Raw genomic sequence first — 18,594 nt, forward strand, 5'->3', positions numbered from 1 at the left:
GATGCTTTCGTTCTATATAGCCATGAATACCAGACTAAAAACACAATATTGCAGAACGTTCTAGGGATAGGAAACATCGTCGCGGAATCTATAATTGGCAACGTACCAAAACTTGGCTACATCACGAATAAACAAGCGGTGTCACTGATAGGTGTCGCTCCAATCACACGCGAAAGTAGACGCTACAAAGGTAAGCGCATAATCCAAGGCGGTCGAGCGCAAGTACGAACCGTTTTATACATGACGATGATGTCAGCCATGCAATTTAACCCTGTTTTCAAAACCACTTATTCACGACTTTTAGAAGCTGGGAAACCCAATGAATTGGCTATCATTGCCTGCGTTCGCAAGATGATTGTAATACTGAATTCAATGTTACGAGATGGCGTCATGTTGGATGAAAATATAGCCAAAATTTAGCTATTGACGCCATAGTCGTTTGCAATATGCGTGCTAATTGATACCAAAATCTTTGGACAAAGAACTCATTAGTGATTGATTTGCTGCAATCAATCTTTCTTTGTCATAACCACTTTCAAATGATTCAAAAAAACTAGGCTTCCAATTATCAAGCCGTTGATAGCGTTCAACTTTAGCGATAATACCAGCGTCTTTACCATGACCTCGATATGCCTTAAAAGACACCTTGATAAACTGTTGATATGCTTCAAAAGCTTCCTTAGACCAATAGGGCTGTGTTGAATGAAAAGTCTTATCCACTTTTCGTTTGCACTCTAAGATGTCTGTAGGTGTGTACTCTTTCCAATCACCCACTCGAAGTATGTATGAATATATAGTATTAATTTCATCTTGTACCGAAGCGTATATCGCCGCACGTTTTTCGATAATCGCATGATCAAGTTGCAGGCGACTCTTTATCTTCTCCAAACGTTTATGAACCCAAAAGCCTGTCAAAACGATCACTAATAGCGGCATAAATGCAGAAATTAGTGGAGCATATTTCAGCAATGAATCAATCATGAAAACTCCGTTTTTATATCTTTACACAGGAAGCATATACGCCGCATTAACGTGTGAGCAACGCTACCACGAAACTTAAACAAACCACCATAAACACAAAACCCAACGATGGCACAAAAAGTGCCAAGCGTTGCGAATCACTCTTAAATGCTTTGTAAGTTTTCTTACTCTCGGTGTATTGCATCCATTGAACGCATATAATCTTCGAGCTGCCCTGCTTCACTTAATAACCGGAATGGATTACCTGCTGCTGCATCAATCTCATGAGCTTCCGTAATGCTGCACCAAGGACACATTTCATTACCACCACTAACTGGCTCTTCACAATTATCACATAGTTCGTCATGGGCAAGAATGTCTCCATCCTTAAAAGTGCATATAGTCCCGTCATATGATCTGAAATACGGCTGAGGATGGCTTTTACCAATGACCAGTTGATACCAATCAAGCCCCCATTCTTCTACCGCTTCTTGACTTAAAGTAATCAAATTTTCATCAGATTTAGGACCTATAATAACTGATACTAAGCAGTCCATTGGAATATACAATATATCGTTACCAGCCACTTTCTCGATAACACCTGTTGTATCCACAAATCTTAACTCTTCTTCATAGCTCCATTGAGCGTATTTAGAAAAGTATGCTTCGGAAAAGGCAAAACGCTGGAGGTCATATGTGTATCGTGGTTTTTTTAGTTCTGCAGCTCGCTGAACAATGTCCCCAAGCGATTTATGAGGACCTTCACGATAGTCGACGTCCCAAAACGGATTTCCGTCAAAATGTTGTTGGAGTTTTTCTAAATCAAACTCAATTGCGAAACCTGTATGATTATTAGCATAGTGAGCCCACATCGGAGATACAATAGGGGACTTGGAAAAGCATGAGGTAGGAAACTGAGGCATCTCCTGAATGACGTCACTATAGAACGCTAAATATTCAGTTGGAATATTCAAATCCATTGCTAGGAATAACTCGTAAGGGTCATTGTAGTCCTTAGGCAAAGAACATTTAACACCACAAAAACCTTCTTTATCAAAAACCAACTCAAAAACTGAACTTCCAAAGTATTTGTATATCTTGCTCATAAACGCTACCTATTAACCTCACTAAGTACTCAGAAAACTGACGCTTTTTAGACGGATTTCTTCCGTATTTGCATTCCGTCTATATTGCTGGCGTCCATTATGAAACTCAACTGGTATCAACTTGTTATGTGACTAGATCTAGAGTTATGGGGGCGAACTACTTAAAAACCCGTAGAACAGAACAAAGCACGGATTAGATTAACTTGTTTTATTGGTGTACTGCTCAGGTGTTCCGTTTGCAGGTTCTGTGAAGGTTTGGGGCAATTATGAGTTATGAAGCGCCGACTACCAAGGTTCTTCGCCAGCGTTTCAGAAAGAGGGCGATTATTACGTTACCATGCGGTATTGGACTTGCTAACAGCAGCGCCGATGCAATATCTGTAAATGAACTAGAATGCGAAACAGCTTGTTTCCCAATTCCATCTTTATCCAAATTGAGATCCCAAGACTTTCTCAATACTGTTTGTTTTGCTTACGATAGGTCAAGCATGCTGGCAAGCTACGAGCATCACTCACACTATGTCAGCGCTAGTCAGCATGCTTGATTTTAGATGCGGTCTATGAAGAAGATGCGGAACGGTTTTTAAATCGTCTCCAAGTTGAGATTGAAACGCCAGCGAGTTCGCATGCTTTAACTTGTGATAGTTGGTTTACCTCAATGTACTTGTCTACTTCTAAACACTTGTCCACTGTTTCTTGAACTTGTTGTTTACCCTTAAAGTTCGCCTTGTTCTGAGCTATGCCTTCAGCTTGTCGCCTACGTCGGTCGATGTAGTCTTTTGAGGCCATTGCTGCAAGAACATCGAGCATCAAGTTATTTATCCCTTTCAGGACGGCGCTCATCACTTCGCTGGTTAATTGGTCTACTGACGGAGTTAATATTTGATAACTCGTTGGTAAGTCAATTGCGACCACTCTCAACCCATTGAATTTCAATTTATCTTTAAGCTTTTCCCAATCTTCAGTTTTCATTCGTGTTAAACGATCGACTTGCTCCACTAGAAGAACGTCACCTGCGAAAGAGTCTTCAATTAGCCGGTTGAGTTCAGGTCTTTCGTAAATTCGACCACTAGCCTGTTCTACGTAAAATTGTTCGATAACGTGGCCTTGTGATTCTGCAAAGTTGCGCACATATTCTTTAGCTCGCTCAGCATTCTGTTCGCTAGTCGATGCTCTTAAGTAAGCTCTAATTTTCATCACTACCCTTAATGAGTCTTTTAGATACCTTTAAGCACTATGGTTCATTTAGCTACCCTAGCAACCTATATGAACGCGATGGGTTCATGGTGAACTAGGGTAGACTTATATGAACTAGTTTCCTTGAAGTGGGTTACTCTAGCCACTCGAATGGCTTTACTTGTTCAAGGTAGTGATCAAATTTGATTGTTTCGACAGCCTCCTTGAGTTTCTCAAGTTCAGCTTTGCTACCGTAACGGTCATACGTAATTGTGCCGTTTTCGTGCCCAACCAAAGCAGCGGGCACCGCAGCGAGTACACCAGACTGTTTAAAATGGTTGATAAAATTGTGTCGGAAGCTAGAAAATCTTTTCTTCTCTGCTGAGAGATTAATTAGCTTAGAGAAGTATCGACTAAACCACTCGCCATGATTTTTATAATAACCGCCTTTTTTGCTATACGTTAGTTCAGGAAAGAGTAGATCATCTGAATGAAAACGTTGAAGATACTTTTCGAACCCTAGTGACAATAGTGTTGAATGCACTGGTACTAAACGCTTAGCTCTTCTATTTTTCAACGATTGATCTTCATCTGAGTTTGATAGAGCAAAATGCAAAATTCCATGTTTGCAATGAATGTTCTTCGCTTTTAGTTGCGCTATTTCATTTGGGCGCATACCTGAAAGTAGCGCAATAAGCGGCAGCCAGAACTGACTGTAGTTATAAATTTTCTTTGTTTTGTGTCGCTTTATCGTATGTGATGTAAAAATAGGCTGAGAGAAAATAGTCAGTAGATCCTTTTTCTCAAAGGGGTTTACGTCATCACATTCATAGTAGTTCTCCTTTTTCGTTCCTAATCCACTGAAAGGGCTTTGTGTTTTGACTATGTGTTTATCTATCCACTTGTAGATAGTAGCCGCCTTTTCTAAATAACGGCCAACAGTGCTTTCCGAGATAACTTCTCTTCCCACATTTTCATTGATTTTTATCCACTCGGAAACAGGGTACGGACGGAATACCTCCTCGTCATGCTTTGAACTTCGAATTTTAGGTAGCATTCTTAGCTTTTCCAAAGCTAAATCTCCATCGTCTACAGTCAAACTAGTTACATCAAACTTGCCTATTAGCTCATGAACTAACAAACACATCCTAATTGTCGATAGCGCTTCAATAGAGTTACCATCCTTATCTTTTTTAAGTCTTATGTCGTTGTTTTTTCTCCTTAAATATTTTTCACAGAGAGCTTTAATGTCGTTAGCATCAACGTTGTAATCTATTAATGGCGTGGTACTGCTCTGAGACGTGTGCTTAACGGTTTCCAGTTCATGGATATGTTCGCCTTCTACAGTTGGGATCTGTGTACTTTGAGCTGATTGTGAGAGAGGGTTATTAAGCATGGATGCTACAACAAGATTGATTTTCTCGTATTGAGTAGTCTCGATAGCGTGACGAGCTTGCAGCATTAGCTTGTAGTGGTCTTCTAAATAACACAAAATTGTATCGTGTGTAGTATCTCCTAAGTTGGGGTAGCTATGCTGAATCATCTCCATTCGTTTTAAAGCTCGAACTAACGGAGACTCTTGCTCTGGGTATAAATCATGGATGAACTGTAGCGTTTTGAAACCGGCTAAGTTTGAAATCCCAATACTTGGCTCTGGGGTACGGCGTTTAGTACACTCTTTGAGCATATCATGCACCTCACTTGACTCACTCAGCTTACTATATGCATGAAGAACGTCGCTCGAATCTTGATTAGCCAGCATTATGATCTGTGTCTGAATGGACGATAAGTCCGACATTAAATCTGAAGCTTCTATCTTTGATTCGCTCTTGTTGTGCTCTATAACGCCAACGACCATTAATTACCTCTCCAAGTCATTGTTTTGCAGCCCAGTTGGGTACGCAAGTGTCAATCTATAATCTAACCAGCATTGAACAATTCCTTGTTCACATGCCTAGGTCAGGGAAACTCAAGCCGAAAGATATCGTAGGGAAGTGTGAGGGGGATTAGTGTGCGAGCATTCTGCGAGATAGCTCCAGAGAATATAGAATCACTAGGGTGTTAACTATTGCCCGCTCCTGGTTCGGAGGTGAAAGTAGGGTTTGTTAGTTGACTAGTATGGACGTTTCGAAGCAGCAGAAGTGTCGGTGTAGTGATAAACACAGGAATGCCCCAAAACCGGCTGTTAAAGACCAATATCACATCGATTTGAGAGGGCATAGGTAATTATCAAGCACAACTGTTCTAGAATTATGCTTTCTCTTTTTCTTAGTACGACCGATTGGATTAGATTCAATCTATATTCGGTGCTGCCAAAATTGGTGACAACTTTGGAACAGCTGGCTTAATCGATATTGCCAGTTGTTTCGCAGGTAACATTGGGCGTTTACGATCATGCTATTCAAAATTCGTGATCACGTCATGGAACCGCTGCCGATGGATTGCGCAGTAACCTCATCATTAAGAGAGTAATGGTGTCAGGTAAGACCTTTCCCTAACCGAGGGTCATAGGCAAATATTATGAGAAAGTAGTCTGATGCGCCCTAGGCGCGTTGATGTGATTAATTTAGACCATCTGAATCACAGGGAGCGCTGGGTCGTTAGTGCATTGAGCCTCGCTTTAATCGAGGTGAAGTCAGATGCTTCCGGTGTCGCTGGTTCTTCAGGTTGTGCAACATCATACTAATTTTATACTGTTGGTATGTTTCCTTTTAAGTTTGTTCGAAGGCGATAAATACTCTTTAGAATTGTTGAAGTTACTGTTTCTTTCTTGGGCGATGTTGTGGCGCTTACAAAGAAGGTTGTTTGATTTTTGTTAATACCATTTCCATGTGCTATTGGCTGTATGTTTGTCGATAGTTAATATGAAGAGAGGTGGTTAGAGTTTGCGCGTTGGTGTTCACTATTTAAACGGTTGTTTACGGCAAAATAGGATGAAGTGATCAAGTTCAAATAAATGTCTTTTCTATTTATGCGTGATTATTTATTTAGGTGATGTATCACGATCTCGTAATTGCAATGGCTGATATATTTCAAAGTTAAATGCGTCACCACTCATTTGTTTCGTGAATATTATTATGGTTGTGTGAATGATGCAAATTTGTATAAATTCATTCTTATCATAGACTTCGCTATGATTTTAAAACTTCTGTTTTATTGGTGTCAGAATGAATGAATTTAGAAAAAATAATATAGTAGCAATAGCAATTTTAACAGTAACAACAATCCTGCCAGAGGGAGCAGCTTGCGGTGGTGGTTCTAGTTCTAGTGGCGTTTCTTCTTTATTAAACGCTTAGCAGCACATACAGAGGTATATTATGAAAACCCTTTCAATGGCAATTGCACTAGCTCTAACTCTAACCACTTCAGTTTCTGTTACCGCAGCAGACGTAGCCCCTATGATTGGCGGCGAGTTTGTGGAAACCGTTCCTGGGCACTTGTACGACGATTCGATTCTGCACCTTCGTGTGCATGGTCAAAAAAATGGTTACCCTAACACCGTCTCTTGCGGTGCAGGCGTTATCGGCGGTAAATGGTTACTTACTGCGGAACACTGTCTAGACGATCTTGACGGAACCATCACTCTTACTCAGAGTAATGACCGTAATGATTACGACAAACAGTCAACAATGAACGTAACACACCACACCACTCGAAATCCTCAGCGTTACGCTGAACGACTAGAGTACTTAAAGGCGTATTACCAACATTATACACCTACCGATGACACGTATGGTAAACCGCTTTACAGAGACAATGAAGAACAGATCACTGATGACTACATTCAAGAGGTACTAGCATTACCTTCGGATACTATCATTGGTAGCAATCTTCATGGTGAAACAAACCACCGCGGTCAACATGTTGACAATTGGGCAGACTTTGCGATTTTAGAATTGGAAACACCAATCACACACAAAAACCCATCAGCTATAGGTTTTTTACGTGATACCGATTTCAACGAAACAATCGTAAAAGGCAGTGAGTTTACCTTTCAAGGATGGGGACAGGACAGCGACAGACGCACGCCTCGATACATCCAGCAAGGTGACTTCACATTCTATCGAAGTGATCTTCAAGCTCATTATTTCCGTGATCGTTGTGATGAAGATAATGTCACACACTGTTACATTACTTACGAACCAACTTTCTCATTGCAAAATAATGGCGATAACCTTATGAGCGTGCTACCAGGTGACTCTGGTACACCCCTCAAGCGTGATCACACGTTCTACGGAGTAGCATCATTCGTAAGCCTTGGTAGCTCAGTCCAAACTGCAGATTCAAACTTTTTTGAGTTTGGCCCGCATAAAGACTTTATTTTGGATACGATCAACACGATTGTTACCCCAAATCTACCGGTTATCGAAGTACCTGCAACAGGCTTTGGTGAAACTATTCATTACAACATCCAAAACCTAACGCACAATGACGCCAGACTCAACCTAGTTGAGAGCGGCACTATCATTGCTGATGGCTACGCTCGTATTATACACGCCTGTCAAAACACACTGAGTTCATTTGACAATTGTGTTATTGACATTGAATTACTTTCGGCGCAAGACGGTTATTTCAACTACAACGGCGAATATTCGTTCGAAGTGGCAGAAATCAACGGCGAAGCTAGAACTATCAGCCTTGATATTCCAGTTTCAGACGTAACACCAATTGTTGAAGGTGACAAATTTACTAAAGATGGTATGGAAGTGACCTTCCAAAGCATTAACAGTAAAGTCGAGATGGTAAAAGCTGAAAATGACATGGTCGTTCAGTTCTATCTATCCGAGGTGGTCGACATGGACAGCGTGAGCGTTTCTCTACAAGATGCGGGTGGTATTTACGACTTCAATGGCAATATGCTTAACACTTGTGAAACCAGCCACAAGAACAGTGATCTTGTTCAATGCAACATCGCAATCTCTGCGTTCACTCACAGTGATTCGATGTTTACCTTCAAACTTGGCGACCAAGAAACAGCGATCGTTGAAACTACTATTAGCTTCATCACCGATCCTGGCACTGATGGCAACACAAACTCAGGTTCAAATGGCGGCTCATTTGGCATCTTTGGTTTATTTGCCCTGGGTCTTCTTGGCTTGTTCCGCAAGAAATAACTAATACCAAGCCCTCTTTGTGGGGGCTTTTGACAAAGGTCTAGCTTTTAAGCTGGGCCATTTTCCCAAATGGGAGTATCTAAATATGGGTGCCCCGATATGCTTCCAGAGCTTCCCTGCAATAATGTGAACTCGAAGTAGCGATCGTGGGGTTGCTCATTCCACACCCCGTAAGCGCCAGTTACTCAGCGTATTGAGGGGTAAACCAAAGCTATTAGGCCTTGGTTAGATTCCATGGTAGAAGCGCTTCTATATCTTCGATCGTCTCGGCGTACGGTATGCAGTGAAAGTTGTATGTACGGTTCTTAGGGAGACGGCACTTGATAACAAGTGTCGTCCACCCGACAAAAGCGCTTTACGCTATCAACATAGTGAGTGTGATCAATATAGTAAGACTATCAATATAGTGCACCCTAGAGACCGCTGCGATAAGCGGCTCTTTGGTGGCAGCATCAAGACTCTCACTAGTCCCCCCGAAGTCTTTCACTACTTTTGCCATATGAGAATTGCTCCATTGCAGTTATAGACTAATTTTTCTGGGACAGCACTACCGCTTTGTATTTTTTCAGTCAGGTGGCAGTCAGTGGTTTCGGATAAGAACACCTCATAATTTTCATTCCTTATTTCCACGTAAAGCAAAATTGCATCTATGACTTGAGTGACGGTTAACAGCGTTACGGCTAAAGCCACGACCAGTACTAACATTATTAAAGTTGAGCGCATTGTGACAACAACATCGTGCTTGGTTGAACATGTGAATGTTAGCCCGACTCTACATGCCCACAAGCTACTAAGCGAGCCAAAAAGAATTCACAACACCGTCAATGAAGTTAAGTTTCTAGCATACACATATACGGTAGCCCAATGCAGGGTTTAGCTTTTGCCTACCCAGGCTTCAATGGAGAAACCGATACCAAAATGACTTCGTCTAATTTCACTATAGAAATTAGACGAAGAGATAAAATCGACCGCTCGTACAAGGAGAACGGGCAGTGCAGAACATTACTTATAGAAGTAGCTGGAAGTTCAGCGTTATTAGGTGATCGAGAAACGGTGGTAAGCATATTTTTATTGGCGTTATCACTCAGACTGCCAACTCGATACATAACGTGACAAGCACAAACTTAAAACATAGCCCCTGATGGTGGAATCAACGCCTAATTCAGCTGTCGACTGAGCCATCAGAGACGTCATTTTTAGAATAGAAAATGTCGTCACCTCTTATTTGGTGAGGATGCAAAAAGCCCTCGATTCCGCACATGGAAGAGCATCAAATAACTACCGACGTATATCATTTATCGCTACAGCCGAATGGCTGCGCAATCAGCTATGTCATACATAGGAGAATATCAACGGAATACAGGAGAAAAATACAAATGAACAGGAAATACTCAGGGCATACTCTGAACCGAGTGCGAGATTTTACAAAACCCAACTTTTCGTTGGGATCTCGAGACATGGAGAAAGCACTGATCAATGCTTCACTAGAACAGCAAGGAGGAGTTAAGAATAATACCCACAGGTCCAGGTTGGCGGCAATTCGTGATTTTTCAGTTTTTTTGAAGGTTAATACAAGAATTAAGAGGTTGAATCACATAGACAAAACAACCGTGCTTCAATATGGAGAGCAGCTTCAGGAACGTTATGAAGTTGGTACTCTTAGCCCTGTGACGGCAAGAGACTATCTCAGTCATATAAATAGAACCCTAGCGCAGGCGAGAGGTGATGAAACTTGCGTTGTTAGAGCTACTGCAGATTTAGGATTCGTGCCCAAATCAGGGGTTGCGCAAACAGATGGTTCCATAGCTGAACGTATCCATCAGCGCATACTCCATGGTGTTAGTGAAGAATTAGGCTTAATTATTCGGTTGCAACGAAAATTCGGCATGCGATTTCGAGAGGCTTGCCTGCACGATGCCCAGCAATCGTTACGAGCGTTAGCAAAGAACGAAATACCCACTATCTCTAGGGGCACGAAAGGAGGCCAGTCTAGGTCGATGCCTGTTGAAAACACCGAGCAATACAGCCTATTAGTCCGAGTGGCAGCTTACCAAAAAGAGCATAAGACACACACTCTGATTCCTGACGGCCGCGGTTTTAAAAGCTTCCAAAGTTATGCGTGGCGTGAAACAAAAGCAATAGATGCTCTGTACCTTACTCATGGAGAAAGGAAATTCTTCGCCACTGAATTTTACGCAAGAAAAATTGGGGTTCGATGTCCAGTGCAATCAGGGATATCACATGGTAAAGAGCACTTTGCCTTCATAGCCAAAGAACTTGGTATTCCAATCGAGCATGCGCAGAGCTTAGACCGTATAGTTCGGTTAGAGTTGTCAGAACTCCTTGGGCATCATCGCGTTGAGATTACAAACGCCTATCTAGGATAATGCCGTGAACAAACACACTTTTAAACAAGTAATGACGGTCATGGCTCCGTATCGTAAAAAAGGCATCCCTTTCCGCCAGAAACAAATCAAAAGATTAATTTCGATACTGGAGGATATTTTTCAGCACGAGAAGTACTTAAGCGAGCAAATCCACAAAGTTGGGAGGCGTCAAATAATTGGGTACTGGGAGAGGACTAAACATGAATCAAACCAAACCCGAAAAGAAAAGTATGCAATTCTAAAGCTGTTCTTTGAGCAAGCACACCTAAGGGGTAGAGTGCCATTTCCTAAGTTGGATTCGTAAGTAAAGCAGAAAAATGGCTCAACACACTTACGCAATTCGATAGTTGACCATACGACATGCATAACTAAAACGTGGAGGTAAAGTTATGTATGAAAATATCGGCTCAGAAAACAATCGTTACTCATTGATAATTGAGCAAATGGATGAGGCATACGGTGTGTTCGATTGGATTATCGACAATGGTCGTGATGCAGACTACCGAGCTAGAGAAACTATCGAGCGGATAGCGACTAAGTTCTGGGTTATCGGAAAAGATGCTCATGGAGCTCAGTTTGATCTAAGACTACTAACGCCGGAACAGGCAGAGGAAATCGTCAACGCAATAGTGTTTTCTTCGTGTGGAGAAACCAAACTTGCGTTGAATGATCTTGTTCTTTTTTCATTCGCTTTGAGTGTGTTCCGTACACACATCATGGTAGAAGATTATGAAATGGAAGATTCTCTAGACTCTGATGGTCACAGAGGTTTAGTGCTTAAAGAAGAACACCTTCGAGAGCTTTGGCCGTGGGATCGACTCTTTATTAAAGGTTGAAGTGAGTGAATGTTAGAAAAAACAGATGCCTCGGGTGAGGCATTTTTTAACTCTTGAATCCAACAAATAAAGGTACTAGGATGGGGTACTGAAGCAACATTTATATACCTATGTCGATTTTCTAACTGCATGAAAATAAAAGACTAAAATTGCCATTTGGTCATGTGGCTGGGGCTTCCACCCTTCTACTACTTTATTCTTTATTTTCAACAACTTAATTTCCTCCATATCGCTAGAAAGCAAATTGGTACTAAACACTGGTACTAAACATGCGCTATCTCAGCCGTAAATCATCCGGAATTTGGTACTTTCGTTATCAAATACCCAAAGCCTTTCAAACTCAATTCTCTAATCGAACTGAATTCAAAAGATCCTTGCACACCAGAGATTACCAGCGTGCTGTTTTACTTGCTCTGAAGCTAGAACTTGAACTTAGGCAAAAGATTGCTGATCCCGAAAATCAATTTGACTCCACACATACCAATGTCGAACCTGTCTTAGAATCTGCTACGACTCAATGTAGATTACAAGAATCGAAGAGCTCTACAGGTGATCTAAAAGGGTTTACCTATGAAGAGGCTAAAAAGCCAAGCATTGAGTTAGAAGATGCCTTAGCTAGCTATGCAAAGGAAAAGCGTGCCAAAAATGTTGGTGAGTCCAGTATTAAAGATGTAGCTTCAAACGTGAGATTAGTACATGCCCTCATTGGCACTACAAATCTTTGCGAAGTAACCCGTGATGATGTGATGGATGCCATTGAGCTTTTACGTTCCCTTCCGAAAGATCTAAATAATCCAAGAAATAGAAAATACTTTGGTGGAATGACGGTACTTGAAGCCATTGAAAGAAATAAAGAGTTTGGTCTACTAACCATTCTTGACGTTACGACGGCACGATACATACAACGAGGCCTTGTTGCGTAATTCGGACAGAAAACTTAACCGCCTGAAATTGAGTGATTATTAAACAACATACTGAGTTTCAGGCATACCAAGCCCTGTCAGCTTGTTCAGCGCTTTAATCATGGCGTAGGTTTCACCAACCTGAGCATTGTAGTTTCTTAGGCTTAACCTTCCACCTAGCAACTGCTTCACACGATACATGGCTGTTTCAGAGAGCGAACGCTTATGATAACCATACCGCTTTTTCCACTTCTTGTTGGAGCCGTAGAGTTTTTGGCAACCCACGGCTAAATTGCGAGGATGTCCTTGTTCCCAGAAGGCAGCCCCTTCTCTTGGTGGGATAAGCGGAACAGCTCGCTTAATCCGTATAGCATCATGGCAACTCCTTGTGTCGTAAGCACCATCTCCAGATATCTCGACGATTCGTCGACGTGTTTGCTTGAGCAAATTAGGAAGGACTTCTGCATCAGTGACATTAGATAAGCTCAGCTCTGCTACTATCTCGTGAGTGCTTGTGTCAACTGCTAAATGCAGTTTTCTCCAGACTCTACGCTTCCCGTCAGTACCATGCTTTTTGACCTTCCATTCACCTTCGCCATAAACCTTGAGACCAGTAGCATCGATGGCCAGATGCTGTATCGCACCTCTGGTTTTAGTTTTAAATGAAACCTCAACTTCCTTAGCTCGACGGCTTATACAGGTGTAATGTGGACAAACAAGCGGTATGTTAGCCAGCTTAAATACAGAGTCTAGAAAGCCTTGCAGCGCTCTCAATGGCATAGAGAAAACACGTTTTACCATCAATGCGGTAGTAATGGCTGAGATCGCTGAATCGACGAGGCCTGCCGCGCTTACTCTGTTTGCTTTGCTTCCACTCGCGTATTGCTTCTTCATCAATCCAGAAAGTGAGTGAACCACGGTTGATTAGGGCTTTGTTGTACTGTTTCCAGTTAGTTGTTTTGTAATGAGGTTTCGGCATAAGGCTACGATGATTAACTGATGTAGCCGATCAGATCGTAACTTCCTGATTTAGTTCCATCGAATTACGCAACAAAGCCGCGACCATGTGTGAGAGATAAGCGGAGATTGTGATGCGCTCATTTCATTGTGACAAGAACTTTCCTGCGCGTAAGCCTAGTTCAGATTACGATGAATAGAACGTCTAATTAAATGCATGAGCTTATACAGGCCAACATTAGTATGCCTAGGTGTAAATCTAGTCACTTTCGATAGGGCTCTTCCTACCCAAAGCTTACAATGGGGCACAGGCTTTTCAGAAGAAAAGAAAAGCCTGTATCAGCGCTTATCAGCAGTCTGTTTTCTCAGAGCGTCTTCTAGATCAACGAATAGTGTTATCTAGCTTCGAATGCCCAAGTAAGATCTGTACCGCCCTAATGTTTTTTTGTTCTAGCATAGATCAAAGTAGCTTTGGTGCGGCGTATGGAATGAGTACCATAGTAGTCCGCATTCAATCCAAGTTTTACAGCCCAAATTGATCGATTGGCCGAGATGTAGCAAAAGTCAGATTAACGGTAAGCAAAAAAACAGCAGTCAGTGATAGGGTTTAATTGACAAATAAATCCTACACAAACTACCGTTTTCATGCCGGGCTGAATGACTCGATTCAGCATGTACTCTCAAGGGCCTCAAAGGGCAGATTGAGCATCTTGTGCCCATTTGGTCAGCTTTAAATCGTCCAAAATAAGCAGCACGCAAGGCACAACAATTGACGCGAGTAACGTCGTCGATACTAAGCCAAACGCAATACTGGCAACTAACGGGATCAAAAATTGAGCCTGTGTACTGGTTTCGGTTAACAGTGGAAGCAAGCCTGCGAATGTGGTTAACGAGGTAATAAATATTGCTCTGAATCGGTCACGCACTGCCACTTTACACGCATCGATCAAACGCTCGCCTTGAGCGATGTTCTGCTTAATAAAATTGACCAACAAAATGTTGTCGTTGACGACGATCCCCGCCAAGGTTGCGAAGCCCACCAAACTTGGAATGGTTAAATCGAACCCCATGCCCAAGTGCCCCCATACCACACCAATCCAGCCCATCGGTATCGCCAATAGCACAGCGATAGGTTGAGTGTAACTTTGGAACAAGAACACCAAGATAAGATAGATACCCACCACGCCAAGCGCAAAGAAGGTCGCTAGTGAGGAGCCCGTATCTGAGCTTTCTTTGTCCTGACCTTGAGAGGCAAAACTGACCTCTGGGAATTTCTGTTGAATTTGCGGAACAAATTCACTATTGAACTGCAGCATGATTTCACGCGCATTGGCAACACGGGTATCGATATTGCCTTGTACAACCACAGTGTTCATCCCATTAATACGGTGAATTCGCGAGAAGGCTTGCTTTCTGTCAAATGTCGCCACACTTGATAGCGGAACAAGGGTTCCATTGCCTGCCGTCACCATCAAATTATTCAACTCATTCAGGCTAGCTTGGTGCGTAAACTCATCCAATCTCACACTAATATCCACCAGCTCACCTTGTTGGAAAACCGTCAGATCAGTACTGCCTTTTACCGCGCTGCGCAGCGTTTGAGCAATGTTGGAAGCATTCACCCCCATCACACCAGCTTCATCTTTAAGGTTGACATGAAATTCGGTTCTACCCTCACGCAGATCGGTGGAGAGGTTATAAACACCGTCAAATCCTTTCAACCATTTCACAAGCGAGCGGCTGACTTGATTGAGCTGTTCAAACGACTCACCCTGAACCCGAATATCAATGCCATTGCCAGCGATACCGCGTTCTTTGTCGGTAAACTTGAGTGAAACCACATCGGCAGTAGGGCCTACTTTTTGTTTCCAATCTTGGATCAGCTCTTTAATGCTCTGTTGCCTAAACTGCGCTGGCAGTAGATCGGCACTGACGGTTGCCATATGCGGCCCCGATTCATTGGCATCAGCATTTGAGTTGAACATGATGGTGGTGCTCGCGACCAAAGGTTGTGAGCTTGGGTATTTCTCTGCGTATTCTTGGTTGAGTTCATCAAGCGCGCTAGCCACCTTCTCCACCACCGCCTCTGTCTGGCTAAGTAAACTGCCTTGAGGGAGTAAGATACGCGCTTGCAGTACGTCACTTTCTAAGGCCGGCATGGCTTTGAATTTCAGCCAACCTGACGAAATGGAAGCGGTTGAAATCATCACTACCATCACCAATATCCCTAGTGAAAGATAAGGTGCATTCATCGCCTTGACACTCACTGGCATAAAGAATCTGTCTCTGATGTTTTCAAAACCGGCAATGAACTTGTCCCGTATTGGATTAGAGCGCAATTCAGTATGGCTGTGTGCCAAATGAGACGGCAAGATCAAGAAAGCTTCTATCAGACTGACGAGTAACGTAATCAATAACACGATGGGAATGTAGCGTAGTACTTCGCCCATATTGCCTGTGAGAAACATCAGCGGCCCTATCACCATGATGGTGGTAGCAAACGATGCAATCACACCTGGCAAGACTTGCTTGGTACCTTCAACTGCAGCGTCAAACGCGGGGAGTCCTTGTTGCCTCTTGGCGGCGATGTTTTCTGCAATGATCAACGAGTCATCCATTAACAAACCAATGGCAACAATCAGCCCAACCAACGTCATCATATTCAGGGTATAACCGAGAAGTTGTATCGCAAAAATGGCGCCAAGGAATGAAACCGGCAGCCCCATGGTGACCCAAAAGCTAAAGCGAATATTAAAGAACGCCCACAACATCAAAAATGCCAGTGCTAATCCCTGCACGCCATTGCTGGTGAGGATTCTCAGACGCTCAATAATATTGGTGCTGGAATCTTGGGTGATGGTTAAAGCGACGCCTTGAGGGGCTTTCGCCTGTTCTTTTTCAACGATGCTGACGATCGCATCCTTAACCGTCAAGGTATCTTGAAATTGTGTTTTGGACACCTGGAGCAAAGCAGCACGCTGACCATTGAACAGGATTTGATTTTCATCGGTAGTGAACTTCTGTTGAATAACGGCGACATCACCGAGGCGAACCTGAGTCCCCGCCTCACTGGATTTAATCACGATATTTTCGAAGTCTCTGACGTTGCTGCCTAAGTGGTCGAAGCGGACACTGATCTCTTCCAAGTCATTACTAAATACACCAGCAGGAGTGCTGATACTTTGCTGTTGTACCAGATTGGACAAGTCAGACATACTCAGGCCGTACTGTTGCAACTTCCACTGCGATACGCGAATTTCTATTTCTTGATCCGCAAAACCACTCACGGTCACCTGCGCGATAAGAGGGCTCTCTTTTAGTTTGTGCTTAATTTGTTGGGCATAGAGATATAAGTCCCTATCTGACATATTGCCGGTAATAGCGACACTGGCCACCGTTGCCACCCGGTCTAGTTTCGACACCGTAATCTGCTCAACTCGATCCGGAAAATCATTGATTGCGTTAACCTGCTGTTGAATATCACTGGTTAAGGCGTCGATGTCTTCATCATCACCAATTTCCACATTGGCGATGACCAAATTCTCTCTGGCATCACAGCTTAACTCTTTCATTCCACTCAGCTTATCGAGTGAATCTTCCAACGGATAACACACTTCTTCCATCATATCAAATGGCGACGCACCCGGATAAACGATCCGAACCTCAATATTTTTGGTCGGCGTCAACGGAAAAGTGTCTTTCTGCAGTTTGGGCAAGGCAAAAAAACCTAACAGCAGTACCGCTATCATCAGGACGTTGGCGCCAGTAGCGTGGCGGGCGAAAAAAGCGATCATAGCTTGCCCTCTTTCTGAATCGCATTTGCGGTTTTAAATCCGCTCTGCGTATCCAACCAAAGGCCGATTTTCTCATCCGGTTGCGGTTGTAAAGCCATCCCCTCAACGGCAGGTGAAAGTTTACTTAGTACAACCACATCACCGAATTCCACGCCAGATTTGATCACCGCTACCTGCCCTTGGACGAAATCAATCCTGACAGGTTTGCTTTTCAGTTTACCTTCAGAGACAGTGTAAACTTTACCGTCATGAATGGCGTTTATCGGTAGCAAGACTTGTTGCTCCATCATCGGTGCTTTAATCGTGACTTTAACGAAAGTCCCACGAATAAGTGGTGGCTTCTTCCCGGGAATGGCTTGCTGATAAGGCTGATTGATTTGCGCGACTAGACTTTGACTTTGAGTCTGAGCATCAATTTCACCGCCGGAACGGCTGACCTCGGCAGGCCAAGTGATCACTTTATCGCCAGCTTGGAGCTCGACTGTCGCGCTCAAGTTGCTATGCACATCTTCGTCAAGCGAGTCTAAGCGATTGGAATTTCTCAGTGGGCGCATTTTACCAAGCGGAAACTGCGCACGTACCTCGACGGCATCGATACCATCCGCTTTGAACAGCAACTCCCCCTTGTTGACATACTCAGCAAGCCCAACCAAGGTTTCGACAATGCGAATATCAAACGGAGCTTTAATCACGGTTTGTTCAAGATCACGGTTTGCAAGCGCAAGTTCCGTTTGTAATACCTTCTGCTGCGCTTGATTAATCGCCAGCTGGTTTTTTTGAGTCTGAAGTTGTTGCTGGCTACTGAGCAAGTCTTTAGTCGCGCGGTCTTTCTCTGTTTTGGATATATGCCCTGTCTCACTCAGTTTGATTGATCGGGCATATTCAGACTGTTGTACCTGAAACTCTTTCTCTGCGATCTTAAGAGAATCGATAATGGTTTGATTCGTTAGCATTAGTACTTCAAGCTCTGCCTGCAAGCGGGCAATGGTGAGTTGATAAGAGGCAGGATCGATTCTGAGGATTTCGCTGTCTTTATGAATAATGGCACCAGTTTTGTATTGCTCCGAAACCCATACAACTGCACCGTCGAGTTCGGACTGCGCCTGCCAATCTTGAGCAGGTTCGGTATGCCCATATCCGATGGCTGAAGGTTGGATGTTTCGTGGCTCAACTTTCAGCACCCGTACCACCTTTTTAGTGGCAGCACTGCTCGCTTTAGGCGGTTCGGCTTTCATGCCCGGTGCCACCACCAATAGCGCGATGCCCAACAAGACAGGTGGAATTAACAGAGCCCTTTGTAACCAGCTATACCTAGTCATAGCGATTCCCTTACCATATACATTAGCTTTACCTTAAGTAAAA

Annotated in this window: 12 protein-coding genes and 3 pseudogenes; 6 read left to right on the top strand and 9 right to left on the bottom strand. The window is 43.1% G+C overall.

The genetic code is table 11. The features are described from left to right. Positions 1 to 24 precede the first annotated feature (24 nt). Positions 25 to 420: pseudogene (locus tag PG915_RS05675) on the top strand (transposase); the annotation flags it as partial. A gap of 33 nt (positions 421 to 453) precedes the next feature. On the opposite strand, the gene PG915_RS05680 reads toward PG915_RS05675, so the two are convergent. The 4 genes from PG915_RS05680 to PG915_RS05695 form a co-directional block, all read right to left on the bottom strand. Continuing rightward, a complete protein-coding gene (locus tag PG915_RS05680) occupies positions 454 to 981 on the bottom strand; it encodes a hypothetical protein (RefSeq protein ID WP_353498236.1) in 528 nt (175 codons plus the stop codon). Between the two features lie 164 nt (positions 982 to 1,145). Next, complete coding sequence (locus tag PG915_RS05685) at positions 1,146 to 2,066, bottom strand: DUF2971 domain-containing protein (RefSeq protein ID WP_353498237.1); 921 nt, start codon at positions 2,064 to 2,066, stop codon at positions 1,146 to 1,148. Positions 2,067 to 2,624: 558 nt separating this feature from the next. After that, the gene (locus tag PG915_RS05690) at positions 2,625 to 3,263 is read right to left on the bottom strand and encodes a recombinase family protein (RefSeq protein ID WP_353498238.1); all 639 of its coding nucleotides are present in this window, start codon (positions 3,261 to 3,263) and stop codon (positions 2,625 to 2,627) included. Positions 3,264 to 3,396: 133 nt separating this feature from the next. After that, on the bottom strand, positions 3,397 to 5,100 hold the full coding sequence (locus PG915_RS05695; RefSeq protein ID WP_353498239.1) for a site-specific integrase: 1,704 nt from the start codon (positions 5,098 to 5,100) through the stop codon (positions 3,397 to 3,399). A 1,309-nt stretch (positions 5,101 to 6,409) separates the two neighbouring features. Between PG915_RS05695 and PG915_RS05700 the strand changes: the two genes are divergently transcribed. Both PG915_RS05700 and PG915_RS05705 read left to right on the top strand, forming a co-directional pair. After that, positions 6,410 to 6,538 (top strand): hypothetical protein, encoded by a 129-nt coding sequence (locus tag PG915_RS05700; protein ID WP_353498240.1) that lies wholly within the window; start codon positions 6,410 to 6,412, stop codon positions 6,536 to 6,538. A gap of 21 nt (positions 6,539 to 6,559) precedes the next feature. Then, entirely contained in the window at positions 6,560 to 8,356 is a 1,797-nt protein-coding gene (locus tag PG915_RS05705; RefSeq protein ID WP_353498241.1) for a trypsin-like serine protease, read from the top strand. A gap of 355 nt (positions 8,357 to 8,711) precedes the next feature. On the opposite strand, the gene PG915_RS05710 is transcribed toward PG915_RS05705, so the two are convergent. Next, positions 8,712 to 8,855 carry a hypothetical protein gene (locus tag PG915_RS05710; RefSeq protein ID WP_353498242.1) on the bottom strand — a complete coding sequence of 48 codons (144 nt, stop codon included), beginning with the start codon at positions 8,853 to 8,855 and terminating at the stop codon, positions 8,712 to 8,714. A 958-nt stretch (positions 8,856 to 9,813) separates the two neighbouring features. On the opposite strand from PG915_RS05710, the gene PG915_RS05715 reads away from it, so the two are divergent. The 3 genes from PG915_RS05715 to PG915_RS05725 all read left to right on the top strand — a co-directional run bounded on the left by PG915_RS05715 (position 9,814) and on the right by PG915_RS05725 (position 12,502). Then, positions 9,814 to 10,743: an integrase domain-containing protein gene (locus PG915_RS05715; RefSeq protein ID WP_353498243.1), complete on the top strand. Its 930-nt coding sequence runs from the start codon at positions 9,814 to 9,816 to the stop codon at positions 10,741 to 10,743. 389 nt (positions 10,744 to 11,132) lie between these two features. Beyond that, positions 11,133 to 11,579, top strand: coding sequence for a hypothetical protein (locus PG915_RS05720; protein WP_353498244.1), 447 nt, complete (start codon positions 11,133 to 11,135; stop codon positions 11,577 to 11,579). Positions 11,580 to 11,848: 269 nt separating this feature from the next. Next, positions 11,849 to 12,502: a DUF6538 domain-containing protein gene (locus tag PG915_RS05725; protein WP_353498245.1), complete on the top strand. Its 654-nt coding sequence runs from the start codon at positions 11,849 to 11,851 to the stop codon at positions 12,500 to 12,502. Between the two features lie 39 nt (positions 12,503 to 12,541). Here the strand turns inward: PG915_RS05725 and PG915_RS05730 are convergent. The 4 genes and pseudogenes from PG915_RS05730 to PG915_RS05750 form a co-directional block, all read right to left on the bottom strand. Then, positions 12,542 to 13,460: pseudogene (locus PG915_RS05730) on the bottom strand (IS5 family transposase). A 360-nt stretch (positions 13,461 to 13,820) separates the two neighbouring features. Beyond that, positions 13,821 to 13,971, bottom strand: a pseudogene (locus tag PG915_RS05740) (integrase); the annotation flags it as partial. A gap of 156 nt (positions 13,972 to 14,127) precedes the next feature. Beyond that, complete coding sequence (locus PG915_RS05745; protein ID WP_353498246.1) at positions 14,128 to 17,232, bottom strand: efflux RND transporter permease subunit; 3,105 nt, start codon at positions 17,230 to 17,232, stop codon at positions 14,128 to 14,130. Next, positions 17,229 to 18,551, bottom strand: a complete 1,323-nt coding sequence (locus PG915_RS05750; protein ID WP_353498247.1) for an efflux RND transporter periplasmic adaptor subunit — start codon at positions 18,549 to 18,551, stop codon at positions 17,229 to 17,231. Before PG915_RS05750 ends, PG915_RS05745 begins: the two co-directional genes overlap by 4 nt. Between the last annotated feature and the right edge of the window lie 43 nt (positions 18,552 to 18,594).

This window comes from Vibrio sp. CB1-14, from assembly GCF_040412085.2.
GTDB lineage: Bacteria > Pseudomonadota > Gammaproteobacteria > Enterobacterales > Vibrionaceae > Vibrio > Vibrio chaetopteri.

Coding starts and splice junctions, on each gene's coding strand:
- PG915_RS05680 (WP_353498236.1), bottom strand. CDS start 981: ATGATTGATTCATTGCTGAAATATGCTCCACTAATTTCTGCATTTATG.
- PG915_RS05685 (WP_353498237.1), bottom strand. CDS start 2,066: ATGAGCAAGATATACAAATACTTTGGAAGTTCAGTTTTTGAGTTGGTT.
- PG915_RS05690 (WP_353498238.1), bottom strand. CDS start 3,263: ATGAAAATTAGAGCTTACTTAAGAGCATCGACTAGCGAACAGAATGCT.
- PG915_RS05695 (WP_353498239.1), bottom strand. CDS start 5,100: ATGGTCGTTGGCGTTATAGAGCACAACAAGAGCGAATCAAAGATAGAA.
- PG915_RS05700 (WP_353498240.1), top strand. CDS start 6,410: ATGAATGAATTTAGAAAAAATAATATAGTAGCAATAGCAATTTTAACA.
- PG915_RS05705 (WP_353498241.1), top strand. CDS start 6,560: ATGAAAACCCTTTCAATGGCAATTGCACTAGCTCTAACTCTAACCACT.
- PG915_RS05710 (WP_353498242.1), bottom strand. CDS start 8,855: ATGGCAAAAGTAGTGAAAGACTTCGGGGGGACTAGTGAGAGTCTTGAT.
- PG915_RS05715 (WP_353498243.1), top strand. CDS start 9,814: ATGGAGAAAGCACTGATCAATGCTTCACTAGAACAGCAAGGAGGAGTT.
- PG915_RS05720 (WP_353498244.1), top strand. CDS start 11,133: ATGTATGAAAATATCGGCTCAGAAAACAATCGTTACTCATTGATAATT.
- PG915_RS05725 (WP_353498245.1), top strand. CDS start 11,849: ATGCGCTATCTCAGCCGTAAATCATCCGGAATTTGGTACTTTCGTTAT.
- PG915_RS05745 (WP_353498246.1), bottom strand. CDS start 17,232: ATGATCGCTTTTTTCGCCCGCCACGCTACTGGCGCCAACGTCCTGATG.
- PG915_RS05750 (WP_353498247.1), bottom strand. CDS start 18,551: ATGACTAGGTATAGCTGGTTACAAAGGGCTCTGTTAATTCCACCTGTC.